This window comes from Paraburkholderia sp. PAMB 6770 (genome assembly GCF_057748135.1).
This window is the reverse complement of the sequence record NZ_CM173238.1, coordinates 1,790,047-1,806,414: the sequence shown is the minus strand read 5'-3', so window position 1 is coordinate 1,806,414 and position 16,368 is coordinate 1,790,047. Positions and strand designations below refer to the sequence as shown.

At 70.1% G+C, this 16,368-nt stretch carries 19 protein-coding genes; 10 read left to right on the top strand and 9 right to left on the bottom strand.

The features are described from left to right. Positions 1–42: 42 nt before the first annotated feature. The gene (locus AC3AP7_RS08215; protein ID WP_475764112.1) at positions 43–1,101 is read right to left on the bottom strand and encodes an aldo/keto reductase; all 1,059 of its coding nucleotides are present in this window, start codon (positions 1,099–1,101) and stop codon (positions 43–45) included. Here AC3AP7_RS08215 and AC3AP7_RS08210 point away from each other — a divergent pair. Genes AC3AP7_RS08210 through AC3AP7_RS08200 form a run of 3 tightly spaced genes read left to right on the top strand, consistent with a single transcriptional unit; the run spans position 1,100 to position 2,993 of the window. Beyond that, a complete protein-coding gene (locus AC3AP7_RS08210) occupies positions 1,100–1,276 on the top strand; it encodes a hypothetical protein (RefSeq protein ID WP_475764114.1) in 177 nt (58 codons plus the stop codon). The two genes, AC3AP7_RS08215 and AC3AP7_RS08210, sit on opposite strands and share 2 nt — an antisense overlap. After that, positions 1,267–2,262 (top strand): LysR family transcriptional regulator, encoded by a 996-nt coding sequence (locus tag AC3AP7_RS08205; protein WP_475764115.1) that lies wholly within the window; start codon positions 1,267–1,269, stop codon positions 2,260–2,262. Before AC3AP7_RS08210 ends, AC3AP7_RS08205 begins: the two co-directional genes overlap by 10 nt. Beyond that, entirely contained in the window at positions 2,259–2,993 is a 735-nt protein-coding gene (locus tag AC3AP7_RS08200; RefSeq protein WP_487362690.1) for a cytochrome b/b6 domain-containing protein, read from the top strand. The genes AC3AP7_RS08205 and AC3AP7_RS08200 overlap by 4 nt, the downstream gene beginning before the upstream one ends. 29 nt (positions 2,994–3,022) lie before the next feature. Here the strand turns inward: AC3AP7_RS08200 and AC3AP7_RS08195 are convergent, their stop codons facing one another. The 8 genes from AC3AP7_RS08195 to phnG all read right to left on the bottom strand — a co-directional run bounded on the left by AC3AP7_RS08195 (position 3,023) and on the right by phnG (position 10,136). Further along, the gene (locus AC3AP7_RS08195) at positions 3,023–3,484 is read right to left on the bottom strand and encodes a CHRD domain-containing protein (protein WP_475764117.1); all 462 of its coding nucleotides are present in this window, start codon (positions 3,482–3,484) and stop codon (positions 3,023–3,025) included. Between the two features lie 250 nt (positions 3,485–3,734). After that, positions 3,735–4,868, bottom strand: coding sequence for an alpha-D-ribose 1-methylphosphonate 5-triphosphate diphosphatase (locus AC3AP7_RS08190; protein WP_475768022.1), 1,134 nt, complete (start codon positions 4,866–4,868; stop codon positions 3,735–3,737). Positions 4,869–4,986: 118 nt separating this feature from the next. Next, a complete protein-coding gene (phnL, locus tag AC3AP7_RS08185) occupies positions 4,987–5,784 on the bottom strand; it encodes a phosphonate C-P lyase system protein PhnL (RefSeq protein WP_475768023.1) in 798 nt (265 codons plus the stop codon). Between the two features lie 237 nt (positions 5,785–6,021). Beyond that, entirely contained in the window at positions 6,022–6,792 is a 771-nt protein-coding gene (phnK, locus tag AC3AP7_RS08180) for a phosphonate C-P lyase system protein PhnK (protein WP_475764118.1), read from the bottom strand. Beyond that, positions 6,789–7,739: an alpha-D-ribose 1-methylphosphonate 5-phosphate C-P-lyase PhnJ gene (locus AC3AP7_RS08175; RefSeq protein ID WP_475764119.1), complete on the bottom strand. Its 951-nt coding sequence runs from the start codon at positions 7,737–7,739 to the stop codon at positions 6,789–6,791. Before AC3AP7_RS08175 ends, phnK begins: the two co-directional genes overlap by 4 nt. Further along, positions 7,736–9,052 carry a carbon-phosphorus lyase complex subunit gene (locus AC3AP7_RS08170; RefSeq protein WP_475764121.1) on the bottom strand — a complete coding sequence of 439 codons (1,317 nt, stop codon included), beginning with the start codon at positions 9,050–9,052 and terminating at the stop codon, positions 7,736–7,738. The genes AC3AP7_RS08175 and AC3AP7_RS08170 overlap by 4 nt, the downstream gene beginning before the upstream one ends. After that, a complete protein-coding gene (gene phnH, locus AC3AP7_RS08165) occupies positions 9,052–9,660 on the bottom strand; it encodes a phosphonate C-P lyase system protein PhnH (RefSeq protein ID WP_475768025.1) in 609 nt (202 codons plus the stop codon). Before phnH ends, AC3AP7_RS08170 begins: the two co-directional genes overlap by 1 nt. Further along, positions 9,660–10,136, bottom strand: coding sequence for a phosphonate C-P lyase system protein PhnG (phnG, locus tag AC3AP7_RS08160; RefSeq protein ID WP_475764123.1), 477 nt, complete (start codon positions 10,134–10,136; stop codon positions 9,660–9,662). The genes phnH and phnG overlap by 1 nt, the downstream gene beginning before the upstream one ends. A gap of 251 nt (positions 10,137–10,387) precedes the next feature. Here phnG and phnF point away from each other — a divergent pair, with 251 nt between their 5' ends. From phnF to AC3AP7_RS08125, 7 genes are all read left to right on the top strand, one after another. Beyond that, the gene (gene phnF / locus AC3AP7_RS08155) at positions 10,388–11,182 is read left to right on the top strand and encodes a phosphonate metabolism transcriptional regulator PhnF (protein WP_475764125.1); all 795 of its coding nucleotides are present in this window, start codon (positions 10,388–10,390) and stop codon (positions 11,180–11,182) included. Then, a complete protein-coding gene (locus tag AC3AP7_RS08150; RefSeq protein WP_475764126.1) occupies positions 11,179–11,940 on the top strand; it encodes a DUF1045 domain-containing protein in 762 nt (253 codons plus the stop codon). Before phnF ends, AC3AP7_RS08150 begins: the two co-directional genes overlap by 4 nt. Further along, positions 11,937–12,482 (top strand): phosphonate metabolism protein/1,5-bisphosphokinase (PRPP-forming) PhnN, encoded by a 546-nt coding sequence (gene phnN, locus AC3AP7_RS08145; protein ID WP_475764128.1) that lies wholly within the window; start codon positions 11,937–11,939, stop codon positions 12,480–12,482. The genes AC3AP7_RS08150 and phnN overlap by 4 nt, the downstream gene beginning before the upstream one ends. 342 nt (positions 12,483–12,824) lie before the next feature. Then, complete coding sequence (locus AC3AP7_RS08140; protein WP_475764130.1) at positions 12,825–13,724, top strand: phosphate/phosphite/phosphonate ABC transporter substrate-binding protein; 900 nt, start codon at positions 12,825–12,827, stop codon at positions 13,722–13,724. Continuing rightward, a complete protein-coding gene (gene phnC / locus AC3AP7_RS08135; RefSeq protein ID WP_475764132.1) occupies positions 13,721–14,587 on the top strand; it encodes a phosphonate ABC transporter ATP-binding protein in 867 nt (288 codons plus the stop codon). The genes AC3AP7_RS08140 and phnC overlap by 4 nt, the downstream gene beginning before the upstream one ends. Next, positions 14,584–15,387 (top strand): phosphonate ABC transporter, permease protein PhnE, encoded by an 804-nt coding sequence (phnE, locus tag AC3AP7_RS08130; protein WP_475764134.1) that lies wholly within the window; start codon positions 14,584–14,586, stop codon positions 15,385–15,387. Before phnC ends, phnE begins: the two co-directional genes overlap by 4 nt. A 123-nt stretch (positions 15,388–15,510) precedes the next feature. Then, on the top strand, positions 15,511–16,125 hold the full coding sequence (locus tag AC3AP7_RS08125; protein WP_475764136.1) for a thioredoxin fold domain-containing protein: 615 nt from the start codon (positions 15,511–15,513) through the stop codon (positions 16,123–16,125). Positions 16,126–16,368: the final 243 nt, after the last annotated feature.

Sequence of the window (16,368 nt, the reverse complement as noted above, 5' to 3'; positions counted from 1 at the left end):
AGCGGTGCGGCCCCCCCGGGGACCCGGACCCGGCGCCCCGGGTCAGCCCGGCTGCCGATGCGGCGCAAGCAGCGACAGGTCGGCCGGGCTCAGGCGGTCGCTCGCGGTCTGCACCTGATGCCAGTACGGATACAGCAGCGGCGGCGCGCTGAGCGCGTCGAGCCGCGCGCGCTGCGCGTCGCCTAGCCGCAGGTTCGCCGCGCCGAGGTTGTCGCGCAGTTGCGCGTCGGTGCGCCCGCCGATGATCACCGACGTCACCGCCGGCCGCCCGAGCGTCCACGCGAGCGCGACCTGCGCGGCCGACACGCCGAGTTCCGCGCCGATCTCGACCAGCGCGTCGACGATCGACCACAGCCGTTCGGCGTCGCGGATCGGCGGCTCGGTCCAGCCGGCAAGCTGGCGCGTGCCCTCCGGCGTCGTGTCGCGGCGATGCTTGCCCGACAGCAGGCCGCCGGCAAGCGGACTCCACACGAGCACGCCGAGGCCCTGGTCGAGCGAGACCGGCACCAGTTCATATTCCGCCTCGCGTGCTTCCAGCGTGTAGTGGATCTGCTGGCTCACGAAGCGCGGCAGCCGGTCGCGTTCGCTTACGTGCAGCGCCTTCATCAGATGCCAGCCCGAGTAGTTCGAGCAGCCGACGTAGCGGATCTTGCCCTGGCGCACGAGCAGGTCGAGCGCTTCGAGCGTTTCTTCGAGCGGCGTGAGGCCGTCCCATTCGTGCACCTGGTACAGGTCGATCACGTCGGTGTTCAGCCGGCGCAGGCTCGCCTCGCACGCGCGCACGAGGTGATGGCGCGACAGGCCGCGGTCGTTGGGGCCGTCGCCCATCGGAAAGCGCGCCTTCGACGCGATCAGCACGCCGCCCTTGCGCTTGCCGCCGAGCGCGGCGCCGACGATTTCCTCGGCCGCGCCGTTCGAGTAGACGTCCGCGGTGTCGATCAGATTGACGCCGGCGTCGATGCACATGTCGATCTGCCGGCGTGCGTCGTCGAGCCCGACTTCGCCGACGCGCGCAAACTTGCCCTTGCCGCCCATGGTCATCGTTCCGAGCGTGAGGGTCGACACCTTCAGGCCGGAGCGGCCGAGTTGACGGTATTCCATGATCAAGCCTTCTCCACAAAAGTTTCCCGACGAAACGGGCCACGCGCTGCCGCGCCCACCCGGTCGAAAAACGATAGCCGAGATTGGTTTATCGATCCAACGGAAATATGTGCTTAAATTAAGCGTCGTTGATGATCAATTGCTGGACGACGGCGGAGACCCGGCATGGACCTGAAGCAGCTCGAACATTTCGTCGCGGTGGCCGAGGAGCGCCACTTCACGCGCGCGTCGCGGCGCCTGAATCTCGTGCAGTCCGGGCTGTCCGCGTCGATCCGCGCGCTCGAAGAGGATCTCGGCGGACCGCTGTTCGTGCGCAGCACGCGGCGCGTCGCGCTGACGCCGGCCGGCGAGGTGCTGTTCGCCGAGGCGCGGCGCGTGCTCGCGGCGGCGCGCGAGGCGCGCAATGCGGTCACGCAGGTCCACGGGCTCGCGCGCGGGCGTCTGAGCATCGCGGCGATCCACAACCTTGCGCCGTTCATCGACCTGCCGGCCGCGCTCGGCCAGTTCCGCGCCGCATTCGGCGGCATCGACATCGCGCTCACGCTGGACGGCTCGCGCGCGCTGGTCGACGAGGTGAGGGACGGGCGCATCGACGTCGCGTTCACGCAGCCGGTCACGCCGCTGCCCGACGATCTCGGGATGCGGATGTTCGCGTGCGAGGCGATGGTGGTGGTGTGCGCGCGCGAGCACCCGCTCGCCGGGCAGCAGGGGCTCGCGCTGGCGGCGTTGCAGGACGAGACCTTTGCCGATCTGCGGCCCGACTGGGGCGTGCGGCGGCTCGTCGATCGCAGCTTTGCCGCCGCCGGCGTGACGCGGCGCACCGGCTTCGAGGTCAACGACGTCCCGATGCTGCTCGATCTCGCGGCCCAGGGGCTCGCGATCGCGCTGGTGCCGGAATCGGTCGCCGCCGCGCGCCTCGGCGACACGCGCGACGCGCCGGTCGCGATCGCGACGCTGTGCGAGGCGGACGAGCCGTGCTGGGAGCTCGCGGCCGTCTTCAAGGGACGCGGCGGCGAGCCGCTCACGCCGGTCGCGCGCGCGTTCGTCGGCATGCTCGGCTTGCCGGAAGTGCCGCCGACGCCGGACGCGGCGCCGGGTATGAGGCCGGGTTCGGACGCGGAGCCGGAGCCGGGCGCCGGCGAGGCGAGCCCATCGCGATGAACGACGATTCGCCACAGGCGCCGGAACGCGCGCCGGAACGCGCTCCGGAACGGGCGTCAGAACACCTCTCACCCCGCGCGCTACGCCCGGTGCTGGTCTGGGATCTGCCCGTCAGGCTTTTTCACTGGCTGGCGGTAGCGCTGGTCGGTGCGGCCTGGCTCACGCTGAAGCTGAACTGGATCGACTGGCACGTGCGGGCCGGCGAGGCGCTGCTCGCGCTGCTCGTGTTTCGCGTGCTGTGGGGGTGTGCCGGGAGCGAAACGGCGCGGTTTCGCAGCTTCGTCGCGTCGCCGGCGGCGGCGCTGCGTCATCTGCGTACGCTCTTCGTGCGCGAACCGGACAAGCAGGTCGGCCATAACCCGGCCGGCGGCTGGATGGTCTTGCTGCTGCTCGCGCTGTTGCTGGTCGAAACGCTCACCGGGCTTTACGTGAACAACGAGATCGCCGACGAGGGACCGCTCAGCGCGTCGGTTCCGGCATGGCTCGCGAACGGCATTGCCGCGTTGCACGGCGATGCATGGGATGCGCTCGTCGCGGCCATTGCGCTGCACGTGAGCGTGATCGCGCTGTATGCGCGGCTGAAAGGCCAGCATCTGCTGCGGCCGATGCTGACCGGCTACAAGCGCCTGCCGCCCGCGCTGCGCGCGCCGCGCCGCCGCTCGCTGTGGCTTGCGGCGGGGCTGCTCGCGCTCGCCGCCGCGCTGGTGGCGCTGCTCGCGGCCTCGCTGTGAGCGCGGGGCCGCGACCCGGACCGCGTGCGTCAGTCCGCCTTCGGCGGCACCACCTGACCGCGGATTTCTCCGCCCGGATGGTCCTTCGTATGCACGTTGATGTACATCTGCCCGTCCTCGAACATCTTTGCGTCGTCCGCTGACAGCGTCGCCTGGCCGGTGATCGGGCTCGTCACGTCCATCGAGCCCTTCTGCGACAGCCACACCTTGACGCCGGCGTTCTTGCCGGCCGGCGCGGGGCCGTGGAAGTGCGCCATCGTGGCCGGGCTCGACAGCCCGCTGAACGTGATGTTCCACGTGACGACCCGGGTGGCGGGATCGAAGGTCAGCTGCGCGGTGCCGCTGCCGGGCGACTGCACCGGCGGCACCTGCTGCGCGCCGGCAAGCGGCACGCTGAAAGAGACCGGGGCGGCCTCGGCCAGCGACATCGTGCCGGCCATCGCGAGCCCGGCGAAGAGCAGGAAGGCGCGCCGCGAGAGGGATGCGTTCATTGCGTGTTCTCCTTGTCTGGGTCAGCCCGCGCACGCCGGACTCGCGCGCGTTCGACGAGGCCGGCGGGTGCGAGGGCGACAACAAGGATAGTCGCTGCGCAGCGCGAACTCCAGCGGCGAATGACGCCGCGATCCGGGCGGCAGCGCGCGGTCTGGATCGCCTCTCGCCGCCTCGTTCCGCCTCTTGCCACCCTTTGCCGTGCGCGCACGGCCCGCGCCGTGCGGCGGCGCGATGCCGCAGCGGGCGGGCTCACGCGACGCGCACGCCCCGCACGTAGGTGGCGCGCGGCACGGGCAGCGTGCCGCTCATCCCGACGCGCACGAGGTCGGCGCGCAAGCCGGCGTCGATGCGGCCGCGATCCGCGAATCCCGCGGCCTCGGCCGGCGCGTCCGATACGGTGCGGATCGCGCGCGGCAGCGTCCAGCCCGGCAGGCGCGACAGCTCGAACGCGGCCATCAGCAGGCTCGACGGCACGTAGTCCGACGACAGGATGTCGAGCAGATCCTCTTTCGCGAGCACCGTCGCGGAGACGTTGCCCGAATGCGAGCCGCCGCGCACGACGTTCGGGGCGCCCATCACCGTCGCGAGACCGTGCGCGCGCGCGGCGCAGGCCGCGGCCATCGTGGTCGGGAACTCGGAGATCGCGATGCCGTCGGCGGCGGCTTCCTCCACATGCCCGACGAGCGTGTCGTCGTGGCTCGCGACCGCGAAGCCGCGCGCGCGGCAGCGCTCGACGATCGCGTGCCGGTGCGCGTGCGCGAAACGTTCCTGCAGGTCGTTCAGCTCGACGAGTGCGGCGGCCATTTTCTCGTCGCTCCACTTGCCGTTGCGCTCCTGGTACTGGCGCCACTTCACCGGATCGCGCCACTGGCGCTGCCCCGGCGTGTGATCCATCACCGACGCGAGACGCATCAGCGGATGCGCGCTCAGTTCGTCGAACAGGTCGAGCACGTCCGGTGTGCCCACCTCGCAGCGCAAATGCAGGTAATGATCGGCGCGCAGCAGCCCGTCGCGCGACAGATGCCCGAGCGCGGCCGCCGAGTCGCGCTGGATTTCGCTGTTGCGCAGCCCCGCGTCCGCGCGCGTGCCGATCGCGAGCGAATCGAACACGGTCGTGATGCCGGCGGCCGCGACCTGCGCGTCGTGGATCACGAACGCCGCGTCGATGTTCCACAGCACGCCGGGGCGCGGCGCGAGGTGCTTTTCGAGGTTGTCGGTGTGCAGCTCGACGAGTCCGGGCACCAGATAGTCGCCGCCCCAGTCGTCGGCGCCGGACACGGCGGTCGTGCCGCGCGCGAGGTCGCGGATCGTGCCGTCTTCGATACGAACGACGCCGACGAACGTTTCGTCACGCGTCACGATCCGCGCATTCTTGACCAACATCATGCTGCTCCGTCAGTAGAGGGTGAGAGGCGATACGACACAGTATGCACGCGGCCCATGTGACGCATGTGACGCACGAGATGCACGCGATGCCTGTGACGGAGGGGATGCCGCTGGCTCATGCCGCCGCGCCCAGCAGCGCCGGCGCGAGTTCGAGCCGGCGCGTCGCGACGCGCTCGCGCGTCGCTTCGTCGTGGAAGATGCCGACGATCGCGGCGCCGCGCTCGCGCGCCTCGACGATCAGTTGCGCGACGACGTCGCGGTTGGCCGCGTCGAGCGAGGCCGTCGGTTCGTCGAGCAGCAGCACCGGATGGCCCGCGATCAGACCGCGCGCGATGTTCACGCGCTGCTGCTCGCCGCCTGAGAACGTCGCCGGCGCGAGCTGCCACAGGCGCGGCGCGATATTCAGGCGCGCGAGGAGGGCGGCGGCGCGCTCGCGCGCCTGCGCCGGCGCGAGTGCGCGCGCCACGAGCGGCTCGGCGACGAGATCGAGCGTCGGTACGCGCGGGATCACGCGCAGGAACTGGCTCACGTAGCCGATCACGTCGCGGCGGATGCGCATCACGTCGTGCGGCTGCGCGCTGTCGACGCGCAGCGCGTGCGCGCCCGGTGCGCCGTCGCGCACGCTGATCGCGCCCGCGCTCGCGACATAATTGCCGTACAGGCAGCGCAGCAGCGTGCTCTTGCCGGCGCCCGACGGCCCGACGAGCGCGACGCATTCGCCGCGCGCGACGTCGAGGTCGATGCCGTTGAGCGCGGCGATCCGCTCGCCGCCCTGGGTGTGCAGGACAAACGTTTTCGCCACGCCCCGGGCGCTCAGCATCAGGCCGGCGTGCCGCGCGAAGCGGGCCGCGGTGCCGGGGTCCGCTTCGCGCGCGGAATGGGGCGCGTGCGGGTCGTACAGGTTCGAAGTCATGTGTTTCATCCCGATCCACGCGGTTCGCGCCACGGCCGGGTGGTCCGTGCGGTGTTCCGCTCAGTGTGCTGCTCCGTGTGCTGCCTGGTGTTCCGCTCAGCGTGCTGCTCAGCGTTCTGTTCGGTGTTCCGCCCGCTGCGCTGCCCGGCGTGCTGACTGCTGTGCTGCCCGGCGTTGCGCACCGCGCGCGGTTTCATGCTGTGCGCCGCGTCCGAAGCATCGCCGCAAGCCGCGTCATCAGACCGGCAGCACCGATGCGACGAGCAGTTGCGTATAAGGATGCTGCGGATCGTCGAGCACCTGGTCGGTGAGGCCCGTCTCGACGACGCGTCCGCCCTGCATCACCATCAGCCGGTGCGCGAGCAGCCGCGCGACGCCGATGTCGTGGGTGACGATCATGCACGCCAGATGCAGTTGCGCGCTCAGCGTGCGCAGCAGGTCGAGCAGACGCGCCTGCACCGATACGTCGAGGCCGGCGGTCGGTTCGTCCATCAGTACGAGGCGCGGTCCGGTGACCAGATTGCGCGCGATCTGCAAGCGCTGCTGCATGCCGCCCGAAAATGCCTTCGGCCGCTCGTCGATGCGCGCGGCGTCGAGTTCGACCCGCTCCATCCAGCTTTGCGCGGTCTCGCGGATCCGTCCGTAGTGGCGCGCGCCGACTGCCATCAGCGGCTCGCCGATGTTCGCGCCGGCCGACACGTCCATGCGCAGCCCGTCGCGCGGATTCTGCTCGACGAAGCCCCACTCGGCGCGCATCAGCGCACGCCGGCGCGGCTCCGCGAGCGTCAGCAGATCGAGCGTGTCGCCGTCGCCGGCCGTATAGGCGAGGCGGCCGCCGTCGGCGCGCGCGCGCAGCGCGATCGTGTTCAGCAGCGTCGATTTGCCCGACCCCGATTCGCCGACCACGCACAGCACCTCGCCGGGGTACAGGTCGAAGCTCACGTCCGCGCAGCCGCGCTGCGCGCCGTAATGCTTCGTCAGGCCGCGTGCGCTCAGCAGGGGCGTCATGCGTCGTCTCCGGGGATGGCCGCGGCGTCCTGCGCCGGTGCGGCGTCCTGCGCCGGTGCAGCGTCCTGCGGCGACGCGCCGGCGGCGCGCTCGCTGCAGTAGTCGCTGTCCGAGCAGACGAACAGCCGCGCACCGCGATCGTCGACGATCATCTCGTCGAGAAAGCTCTCGCGCGACCCGCAAAGCGCGCACGCGTGATCCCAGCGCTGCACCTCGAAAGGATGGTCCTCGAAATCGAGGCTGCGCACGCTCGTGTACGGCGGAATCGCGTAGATGCGCCGTTCGCGTCCCGCGCCGAACAGCTGGAGAGCCGGATTCATGTGCATTTTCGGATTGTCGAACTTCGGGATCGGCGAGGGCGCGCTCAGATAGCGGCCGTTGACGATCACCGGGTAATCGTAGGTCGTCGCAATGCTGCCGAAGCGCACGATGTCTTCGTACAACTTCACGTTGATGAGCCCGTATTCGCCGAGCGCGTGGAGCTTGCGGCACTCGGTGAGACGCGGTTCGAGCCGGTACAGCGGCTCGGGCATCGGCACCTGGTAGACGATGATCTGCTGCGCCGTGAGCGGCGTTTCGGGAATCCGGTGACGGGTCTGCACGATCGTCGCGTCCGCGGTGCGCGTGGTGGTCGCGACCCCGGCCGTGCGCGCGAAGAAGCGCCGGATGTTGACCGCGTTCGTCGTATCGTCGCAGCCCTGGTCGATCACCTTCAGCGTATCGTCGAGGCCGATGATCGCGGCCGTCACCTGGATCCCGCCGGTGCCCCAGCCATACGGCAGCGGCATTTCGCGCGAACCGAACGGTATCTGGTGGCCCGGAATCGCGACGGCTTTCAGCAGTGCGCGGCGGATCATGCGCTTGGTCTGCTCGTCGAGATACGCGAAGTTGTAGCCGTCGAGCGTATCGTGCGCGGCGGTGTGCGCCGCAGTGTCGTGCGCGTTCATGCCGCGTCCTCCCCGGGTTGCGCCGCATCGTGCGCGGCGGGTGGTTGCGCGTGCTGCGCCTGGTCGGCCTGTCGCGCATGTTCCGCGCGCAGGCGCCGCACCAGTTCGAGTTCGGACTGGAAATCCACGTAATGCGGCAGCTTCAGATGCTGCACGAAGCCCGACGCCTCGACGCTGTCGCTGTGATACAGCACGAACTCCGGATCCTGCGCGGGCGCCGTCACGCGCTCGCCGAGCTCGTCGGCGCGCAACGCGCGATCGACTAGCGCCATGGCCATCGCCTTGCGCTCGGCATGGCCGAACGCGAGGCCGTAGCCTTGCGTGAAGGTCGGCGCGACCGCGCGGCTGCCCGCGAACTGGTTGACCATCTGGCACTCGGTAACGGCGATGTCGCCGAGTTCGACCGCGAAATCCAGTTCGTCGATGTCCATTTCGACGGCCACCGTGCCGAAGCGGATCTCGCCGACGAACGGATGATTGCGCGCATAGCCGCGCTGCGTCGAATAGCCCATCGACAGCAGGAAGCCTTCGTCGGCGCGCGCGAGATTCTGCAGGCGCAGCGGCCGGTCGGCCGGCATCAGCAGCGGTTCGAGCGCGAGGTCGCCCGGCTCGCCCGGATAGACGCCGCGCCGCTCCTGTTCGACGAGCCCTTCGGCGCCGAGCAGCGACGACACGCGCGGCACGCGGGCGCGAGCCGCCGCATGCCGCGCGTGGGCGTCGGTGTCGGTGTTCGTGTTGGCGTCAGCGTTGGCGCAGGCCGCGCGTTGCCCGGCGTCGTGCGCGCGCGCTTCCTGTGCGTGGTCCGCACGGTCCGCATGGTCCGCACGATGCGCGCCGTGCGGGCTTCGCGCATCGTCCGCATCGTCCGCGTCTGCGCGCGCGCCGGCGGCAGCGGACGGCGCGCCGTCCGCGAGCAGCGCGAAGTCGAGCAGCCGCTGCGTGTAATCGTAGGTCGGGCCGAGCAACTGGCCGCCGGGCACGTCCTTGAACGTAGCCGAGATGCGCCGCGCGATGGTCATGCGCTCGGTGTCGAGCGGGCACGTATAGCCGAAACGCGGCAGCGTCGTGCGATACGCGCGCAGCAGGAAGATCGCCTCGACGAGATCGCCCGCGGCCTGCTTGATCGCGAGCGCGGCGAGTTCCTCGTCGTAGACGGAGCCTTCGGTCATCACGCGCGCCACCGCGAGGCGCATCTGCTCGCGGATCTGCGCGACGCCCAGCTCGGCGACGGCCGGGTCGCCGCGCCGCGCGTCGTCGAGCAGGCGCCATGACGCCTCGATCGCGCGCTCGCCTCCTTTGACTGAAACGTACATCAGTGCCACTCCACTCGGGTCGTGCGCGGAATGCCGACGACGGCATCCCCGCAGATCAGATAACAGTCGATGCCGCACGGCGCGCGTTTTGCCAGCGCGGCGCGCGCATCCCAGAACGTGTCGGGCAGGCCGGCAGGCGCAATCAGCGCGTGCGACGCGATGCCGGGCCCGCTCAGCGCGAGCGGCCGCCCCCCCGACAGCGCGTCGACGCGCACGAACACGGTGGCCGAGTCCTGCGGCGCTTCGGGCGTGCCGCCCGCGAACGCCGCGGGCGGCGGCAGCAACGCCGCGTCGGCGATGTACGCGAACGCCGCGTCGCCGGGATCTTGCGCAAGCGGCGCGCCGGTGTGAAAGCGCACCGATTGCGCGAGCACCTCGTCGGCGGCAGCCAGCCAGACGGGCGTGCCGTAGTCCGCGAGCGCGAGCAGCGCGGCATACGCGGCCGCGGGACGCGGCGCGAGCGCCGGGTCGAGTGCGATATCGAGCGTGCAGCACGTGCCCGGACGCGCGAGCGCATCGAGCAGCACGCGAAACACGCGTTGCGCGTCGTGTACCGGATCGCCGAAGCCGGCGAGCAGCGTGTCGAAAGGAACAGACGTATTGCGCATCATTCGCCCCGGACCATCGTGAAGAAATCGACCCGCGTCGATGCGGTGTGCGCTTCGCGCGCATCGCGTGCGGCGGCAAGCTGCGCGCTGAGCGGATCGAGCAGATGCGTGCGCAGCGCGTCGCGCGCGGCCGACGTCTGCAGCAGCGCGTCGGCGAGCGCGGCAAGCTCCGCGCGGCGCTTGTCGCGTCCGAGCTGGCAGGCGATGCCGACATGCGTGCCTTCGCTCGTCCTGAGCCGCAGCACCGCGCGCGTGACGGTCGCCTCGCCGAGATTGAACGCGTCGCCCGTGCCGCCGATCCGGCCGCGCACCATCGCGAGCCCGGTTTGCGGCGCGCGCAGCCAGTCGAAAGCGGGCAGCGGCGCGCCGTCGCCCACGTGGGCCAACGCGGCTTCGATCAGCGCGCGCGGCGCGCGGGCGAGCAGCGCGAGCCACGCGCGCCGTTCGTCGGTCGGGGGGGAGAGGGCATCGTTCATGGGCAAGCTCCTTCAAACGGGACGACCAGCCACGGCACAGGCCGATCGGCCTCGACGGCACGGCGCGCCGCGCCGGACTCATGCCTGTTCAGGCTGTACCGACATCTAGTCGTCTAGATGACATGAAGCGCATGTTAGCATGTCGATCGGGTCATCCATGTGACACTTTCGTGGCCGTGACTTTCATCATGTGCGCGCGCCACGGCCCTACAATGGACGACCAAGCCGAGATTGAAGCGAACCTGGATGACATGAAGACGACACGAGAGAAGAACGATCGCGCAAGCGCGGCCGACGCGGCCGCTTTTCGCCCCGGCACGCTCGAACGCGGCTCGGGCGTCGCCGTCTGGCGGCAGATCGGGCAGGTGCTGGCCGCCGAGATCGCCGCCAGCGGCTTCGGCGACAGCGGCCGGCTGCCGAGCGAAACCGAGCTGGCCCGCCGCTTCGGCGTGAATCGCCACACGATCCGCCGCGCGATGCTCGGCCTCGCCGCCCAGGGGCTCGTGAGCGTCGAGCAGGGGCGCGGCACGTTCGTGCAGCCCGGCGCGATCGACTACACGATTGGCCGGCGCACGCGCTTCACCGAGAATCTGCGCGAGCAGGGGCACCTGACGAGCGGCACGCTGCTCGGCTCGGAGATCGTCAAGGCCGAGCCGAACGTCGCGAAGGCGCTCGGGCTGCGCACCGGCACGCTCGTCTACCGGATCGAGTCGCTGCACGAGGCCGACGGCGTGCCGCTCACGCATGCGTACGCGTGGTATCCGGCGGCGCGCTTCGCGCGCTTTCCGGACGTGCTGGAGCGCTCGCACGGCAGCGCGTCGGCAGCGCTCGCCGAGTTCGGCGTGAACGACTACACGCGCCGCTGGAGCCGCATCGGCAGCACGCTGCCCGATGCGCAGACCGCGCTGCGCCTGAGCATCAACCGGCAGCAGCCGGTGCTGTGGGTCGAGAACGTGGACGTCGACAGCGCGGGGGTGCCGATCAAATACGGCGTCACGCATTTCGCCGCGGACCGCGTTCAACTGTACGTGGAGCAGGAGCGATGAGCGGCGCGGCCTCGCCTGCGCACCGCGACGCGCCGCGTGGCCCGGCCGGCGGCCGGGTGGCGCTCTACTACGTACCCGCGCGCGACAGCGCCTGGTGGGCGGCCGGCTGCGAGTGGCTCGGGCGCGACCCCGAGTCCGGCGCCGCGCTGATGCCGCCGCTCGTCCCCGCGCTCGATGCGCGCGGACTCGACGTCGCGCAGCTCACGCGCGCGCCGCGCCGCTACGGCTGGCACGGCACGCTGCTCGCGCCGGCGCATCTGCCGGAGGACCTTGCGTTCGATGCACTGCTCGCGCACGCGCGCGACTGGGCGCGCCGCCAGACGCCGTTCGATCTGCCGGTGACGGTCGACGCGCTCGGGCGTTTCGTCGCGCTGCGCCCCGCCACCGACGCAGCCGCGCACGCCATGCGCGCGCTCGCCGCGGATGCCCTGCACGCGTTCGCGCCGTGGCGGGCGCTGCCGTCGGCCGCCGAGCGCGCCCGGCGGCTCGACGCGGGCCTCAGCGAACGGCAGCAGGCGTTGCTCGAACGCTGGGGCTATCCATACGTGCTCGACGAATTCCGCTTTCATATGACGTTGTCCGATTCGATCGATACGCCCGAGCGCGAGATCCTGATCGACTGGTGGCGCAGCCGCGAAGCGGCGCTCGGCGCGCTGCGCATCGCGCAGGTCGGCCTGTTCGTCGAGCCGCAGCGCGACGCGCCGTTCACGCTCGCGGCGCGGTTGCCGCTCGGACCCGCACAGGCGGGGTGCGCGTGAACGGCCGCATCGTCTACGTGATGGGCCCGTCCGGTGCAGGCAAGGACACGCTGCTCGGCTTCGCCCGCGCCCATCTTGCCGGCGCTTGCGTGATGTTCGCGCACCGCTATATCACGCGGCCCGCCGACGCGGGCGGCGAAAATCACATCTGCCTGAGCGACGCCGAATTCGCGATGCGCGCCGAACGCGGGCTGTTCGCGCTGCAGTGGGCGAGCCACCAGTTCCGCTACGGCATCGGCATCGAGATCGACAGCTGGCTCGCGCGCGGCTGCACGGTCGTCGTCAACGGATCGCGCGCGCATCTGGCCGAGGCGTTCGCGCGCTACGCGTCGCTCGAAGCGGTGCACGTCGACGCCCATCCGGGCGTGCTGGCGACGCGCCTTGCGTCGCGCGGGCGCGAAACCCGCGAGCAGGTCGCCGCGCGGCTGGCCCGCCGCGTCGCGCTCGCCGCGCCGCCGGGCATGCCGGTCACGACGATCGACAATTCCGGCGCGCTGGAAGACGCCGGCCACGCGCTGGTCGCGCTGCTGCGCGGGCGCTGACGCGCGCAGCGGGGAAGGGCGGCGCGCGCCGTCCCGATCGACGCACGCGCCGCCCGCCAAGCGCGGGTGGCCACTCCTTTCTTCACTCCCTGCCAGAAGCCTTGAAGATGCCTTGATGGTGCCTTGATGGTGCCCCAAGGCCGCCTTTAAACATCTATACATCTCGACATCCGGTCATATCGAACAAAAATTTTTCCGGTATGCGCCGCGTTCACATTTTCATCATCTGGGCATCCCACAATGGCCTCATCGCACGGCAATACCGGCCTGTGCGTATTTCGACAGGGGCAGACCGCGTCCACGGACATCGGTCGTGTCGTTCTACTTCTCAAGGGAAAAACGATGAAGGTTTCCGGATATCTCGCCGCGGTCGCGCTTGCCGCGGGCCTCGCCACCCCGCTGGCCCACGCAGCCGGCACGTGCCCGAACGACGGTGTCGTGCGTTTCGGGGTCGAACCGTACGAGTCGGCCCAGCGCCTGCTGCCGGTGTACTCGGATCTGGCGAAGCTGATCGGCAAGAAGCTCGGCTGCGACGTGAAGCTCTATGTGGCGACCAGCTACAACGCCGAAATCGAAGCCATGCGCAACGACAAGCTGGAATTCGGCGAATTCGGCCCGCTCGGCTACGTGCTCGCCCACCAGGTCGCGCACGCCGAAGCAGTGGCATCGTTCGCCGGCGATGACGGCAAGCCCGCGACGTACTACGCGTCGATCGTCACGTGGCCGGGCTCCGGCATCCATACGGTCGCCGACACGCGCGGCCGCTCGTTCGCGTACGCGGACCCGGCGTCGACCTCCGGCCATCTGTTTCCGGCCTACGGTCTGCGCAAGGCGGGCGTCGATCCGGACAAGGGCGTGAACGCGATCTACGCGGGCAGCCATACCGCGTCATACGAAGCACTGCTCAATCACAAGGTCGAGGCGGGCGAGCTGAATAGCGAGGAAATCGCCAGCGCGAAGCTGCACAACCAGTACGATCCGAAGGCGTTCATCACGCTGTGGCAGTCGCAGCCGATTCCGCTCGATCCGCTCGCGGTGCGCGGCGATCTGCCGGCGGACTTCAAGGCGCGCCTCGCGCACGTGCTGAGCACGCTCGATCTGCACGAACTGCCCGAGGCGGACCAGAAATTCCTCGCGTCGAACGAGAATCCTGCGCTGCGCACGGTGCCGCAGACCGACGCGGCCTACAACCAGATTCGCGATCTGGTGTCGACCCTCAACATCGATCTGGCCAAACTGTGAACACGATCTCCGCTGTCTCCGCGACGGGCGGGCGCCTCGCGCTTCCGCCAGCCGGCCTGATCGCACCGGATGACGCGGGTGCGCCGCACGCGGCGCGCCCCGAGGCACTCGGTGCGCACGCGCCGCTCGCGGTCCGCAACCTGACGATGCGCTATGCGAACGGCCATACCGCGCTCACCGACCTCAGCGTGTCGGTGCGGGCGGGGGAGATGGTGGTCGTGCTGGGCAGCAACGGCTGCGGCAAGTCGACGTTCCTGAAATGCGTGGTCGGGCTGAACCGCCCAAGCGGCGGGTCGGTAAAGATCGCCGGCAAGGAACTCGCCACGCTGTCGGGCCGCGCGCTGCGCGACGCGCGACTGCCGCTGGCGCTGATCTCGCAGCATGCGAACCTCGTGAAGCGGCGCAGCGTGCTGTCGAACGTCTGCTGCGGCGCGCTCGGCCGGCACCGGACGTTCGCGACCGCGTTCGGGCGCGCGCCGCGCGACGAAATGGAACCCGCGCGGCGCTACCTCGACGAAGTCGGGCTGCTGCATCTCGCCGGACAGCGCGCCGGCACGCTCTCCGGCGGTCAGGCGCAGCGGGTCGCGGTCGCACGGGCGCTCGCGCAGCGTCCGACGGTGCTGCTCGCCGACGAGCCGGTCGCGAGCCTCGACCCCGAAGCCGCCGACGAAGTGATGCGCCTGCTGCGGCGGCTCGCGAGCGTCGACGGACTGGCGGTCGTGTGCGTGCTGCATCAGACCGAACTCGCGACGCGCTATGCGGACCGTCTGATCGGGCTGCGTCAGGGCCGCATGGTGTTCGACCGGCCGGCCTCGGCCGTTTCCGACGAGGAGATCGCGGCGCTCTACGCCGCGCACACATGATGAGTACTTCTTATCGAATCACCTCGGCCGGCGTCGGCCCGCTCGGGCGCAAGCTGTTTGGCGTGGGCGTGCTGATCGCCTGCGCGGCGCTCTTCGTGCAGTCGTGGATCGGCGTTCAGGCGCGTCCGCAGGATCTGCTGACGGGTGCGCACGGGATGGCCGACATCCTGTCGCGCGCCATGCCGCCGGCCTTCGACCAGTTCGTGCCGAGCCTCGAGCCGGTGGTCGAGACCGTGGACCTCGCGATCTTCGGCACCGTGTTCGGCGTGCTGTTCGCGTTCCCGCTCGCGGTGCTGGCAGCACGCAATCTGACGCCCGGCAAGCCGGTCTATTTCGGCGCGCGCGCGCTGATCGGCATCACGCGCGCCGTGCCGGATCTGGTGTGGGCGCTGCTGTTCGTCACCGCGGTCGGGCTCGGTCCGTTTCCCGGCGCGCTCGCGCTCGCGGTGCACTCGGTCGGCATGCTCGGGCGCCTGTTTGCCGAGGTGATCGAGGACATGGACATGGGCCCCGTCGAGGCGCTGACGCTCACCGGCGCGAGCCGCATGCAGGTGTTCACGCATGCGGTCGTGCCGGGCGTGTTGCCGTCGCTGGTCGGCATCAGCCTGTTCCGCTTCGACGAAAACCTGCGTTCGTCGCTCGTGCTCGGTTTCGTCGGCGCCGGGGGCATCGGCTTCCAGCTGCTGACCGCGATGAACCTGTTCCAGTACCAGACCGTCGCGTTCCTGCTGATCGTGACGTTCGTGCTGGTCGCCTGCGCGGAACGCGTCTCGGCGTTTCTGCGCAGCCTCGTGCACTGAGTCCGGCGCACGCGGGCAGGGCCTGACGGGATGCGCGCCGCGTGGCACGACACGCGGCGCGAATTAGCGCTAAAGTACGCAGTTATCTCTCAGCCCCGTCTCTCACCCCCCCGTCAGGAAATCGTGAAGAAACTTTCAATTGCGGCCATGCTCGCAGCCGGCGTGCTGCTGTCCACCAACAGCCGGGCCGACGGCGAGGCGCCGGTCAGCTACCTGCCGGCGGCATCGGCGCCGAGCTTCGAACACGCGCCGGCGATCGTCGAAGGCGCGCGCGGCCAGGCGGTCAAGGCCACCGTCTATGTGTTCATGGACCCGAACTGCGTCTTTTGCCATTTTGCGTGGAAGGCGCTGCAACCTTACGAAACGGAAGGATTGCAGGTCCACTGGATTCCAATGGGCTTTCTGAAGCCCGATTCCGCCGGCAAGGCTGCGGCGCTGCTGCAGTCGCACGACGGCGCGGCGCTGCTGAAAGTCCTCGAAACGCATTATTCGGTCAAGGACGAATCGGGCGGGATCGCCCCGCTGCCAGTGATTCCGTCGGCCCTGCGCACGCAGCTCGACGGCAATCTGCAGGTGTTCCAGAATCTGGGCTTCCAGGGTACGCCCGCGATCATCTATCAGGCGTCCGGCGGCCGCTGGGCGGACATCGACGGCCTGCCGAAGCTCGGCATGCTGCCGGGCCTGCTCAACCTGCCCGCCCAGCCGGTCACCGATCCCGAACTGAAGCAATATCAGTAAGCCGGCAAGCGGCGGAGCGGGGCGCGCGGCAACCGGTTCGGCGCGCCCCCGCACGCTGCCATGCGGCTCACGCAGCCCACGCCGCCGCTTGACGACGCGCTCGCCATGAGCGAAAAAACATCTTGAAACAGGCGCTTTCGTTTGCCATCGCCTTTTTACACCGTCATTTTCATTCGGATTCCTATTAAATGACGTGACTGTGGCGCTGCGCGAAGGGCGGTTCCGCCATGCCCGGGCACGACG

What these genes read in the sequence shown, in the direction of transcription:
- phnF (WP_475764125.1), top strand. Translation starts at nt 10,388, where the DNA reads ATGAAGACGACACGAGAGAAGAACGATCGCGCAAGCGCGGCCGACGCG.
- phnL (WP_475768023.1), bottom strand. Translation starts at nt 5,784, where the DNA reads ATGACTTCGAACCTGTACGACCCGCACGCGCCCCATTCCGCGCGCGAA.
- AC3AP7_RS08200 (WP_487362690.1), top strand. Translation starts at nt 2,259, where the DNA reads ATGAACGACGATTCGCCACAGGCGCCGGAACGCGCGCCGGAACGCGCT.
- AC3AP7_RS08170 (WP_475764121.1), bottom strand. Translation starts at nt 9,052, where the DNA reads ATGTACGTTTCAGTCAAAGGAGGCGAGCGCGCGATCGAGGCGTCATGG.
- AC3AP7_RS08150 (WP_475764126.1), top strand. Translation starts at nt 11,179, where the DNA reads ATGAGCGGCGCGGCCTCGCCTGCGCACCGCGACGCGCCGCGTGGCCCG.
- AC3AP7_RS08140 (WP_475764130.1), top strand. Translation starts at nt 12,825, where the DNA reads ATGAAGGTTTCCGGATATCTCGCCGCGGTCGCGCTTGCCGCGGGCCTC.
- AC3AP7_RS08195 (WP_475764117.1), bottom strand. Translation starts at nt 3,484, where the DNA reads ATGAACGCATCCCTCTCGCGGCGCGCCTTCCTGCTCTTCGCCGGGCTC.
- phnG (WP_475764123.1), bottom strand. Translation starts at nt 10,136, where the DNA reads ATGAACGATGCCCTCTCCCCCCCGACCGACGAACGGCGCGCGTGGCTC.
- AC3AP7_RS08215 (WP_475764112.1), bottom strand. Translation starts at nt 1,101, where the DNA reads ATGGAATACCGTCAACTCGGCCGCTCCGGCCTGAAGGTGTCGACCCTC.
- phnH (WP_475768025.1), bottom strand. Translation starts at nt 9,660, where the DNA reads ATGCGCAATACGTCTGTTCCTTTCGACACGCTGCTCGCCGGCTTCGGC.
- phnK (WP_475764118.1), bottom strand. Translation starts at nt 6,792, where the DNA reads ATGACGCCCCTGCTGAGCGCACGCGGCCTGACGAAGCATTACGGCGCG.
- phnE (WP_475764134.1), top strand. Translation starts at nt 14,584, where the DNA reads ATGATGAGTACTTCTTATCGAATCACCTCGGCCGGCGTCGGCCCGCTC.
- AC3AP7_RS08190 (WP_475768022.1), bottom strand. Translation starts at nt 4,868, where the DNA reads ATGTTGGTCAAGAATGCGCGGATCGTGACGCGTGACGAAACGTTCGTC.
- AC3AP7_RS08210 (WP_475764114.1), top strand. Translation starts at nt 1,100, where the DNA reads ATGATCAAGCCTTCTCCACAAAAGTTTCCCGACGAAACGGGCCACGCG.
- AC3AP7_RS08175 (WP_475764119.1), bottom strand. Translation starts at nt 7,739, where the DNA reads ATGAACGCGCACGACACTGCGGCGCACACCGCCGCGCACGATACGCTC.
- AC3AP7_RS08205 (WP_475764115.1), top strand. Translation starts at nt 1,267, where the DNA reads ATGGACCTGAAGCAGCTCGAACATTTCGTCGCGGTGGCCGAGGAGCGC.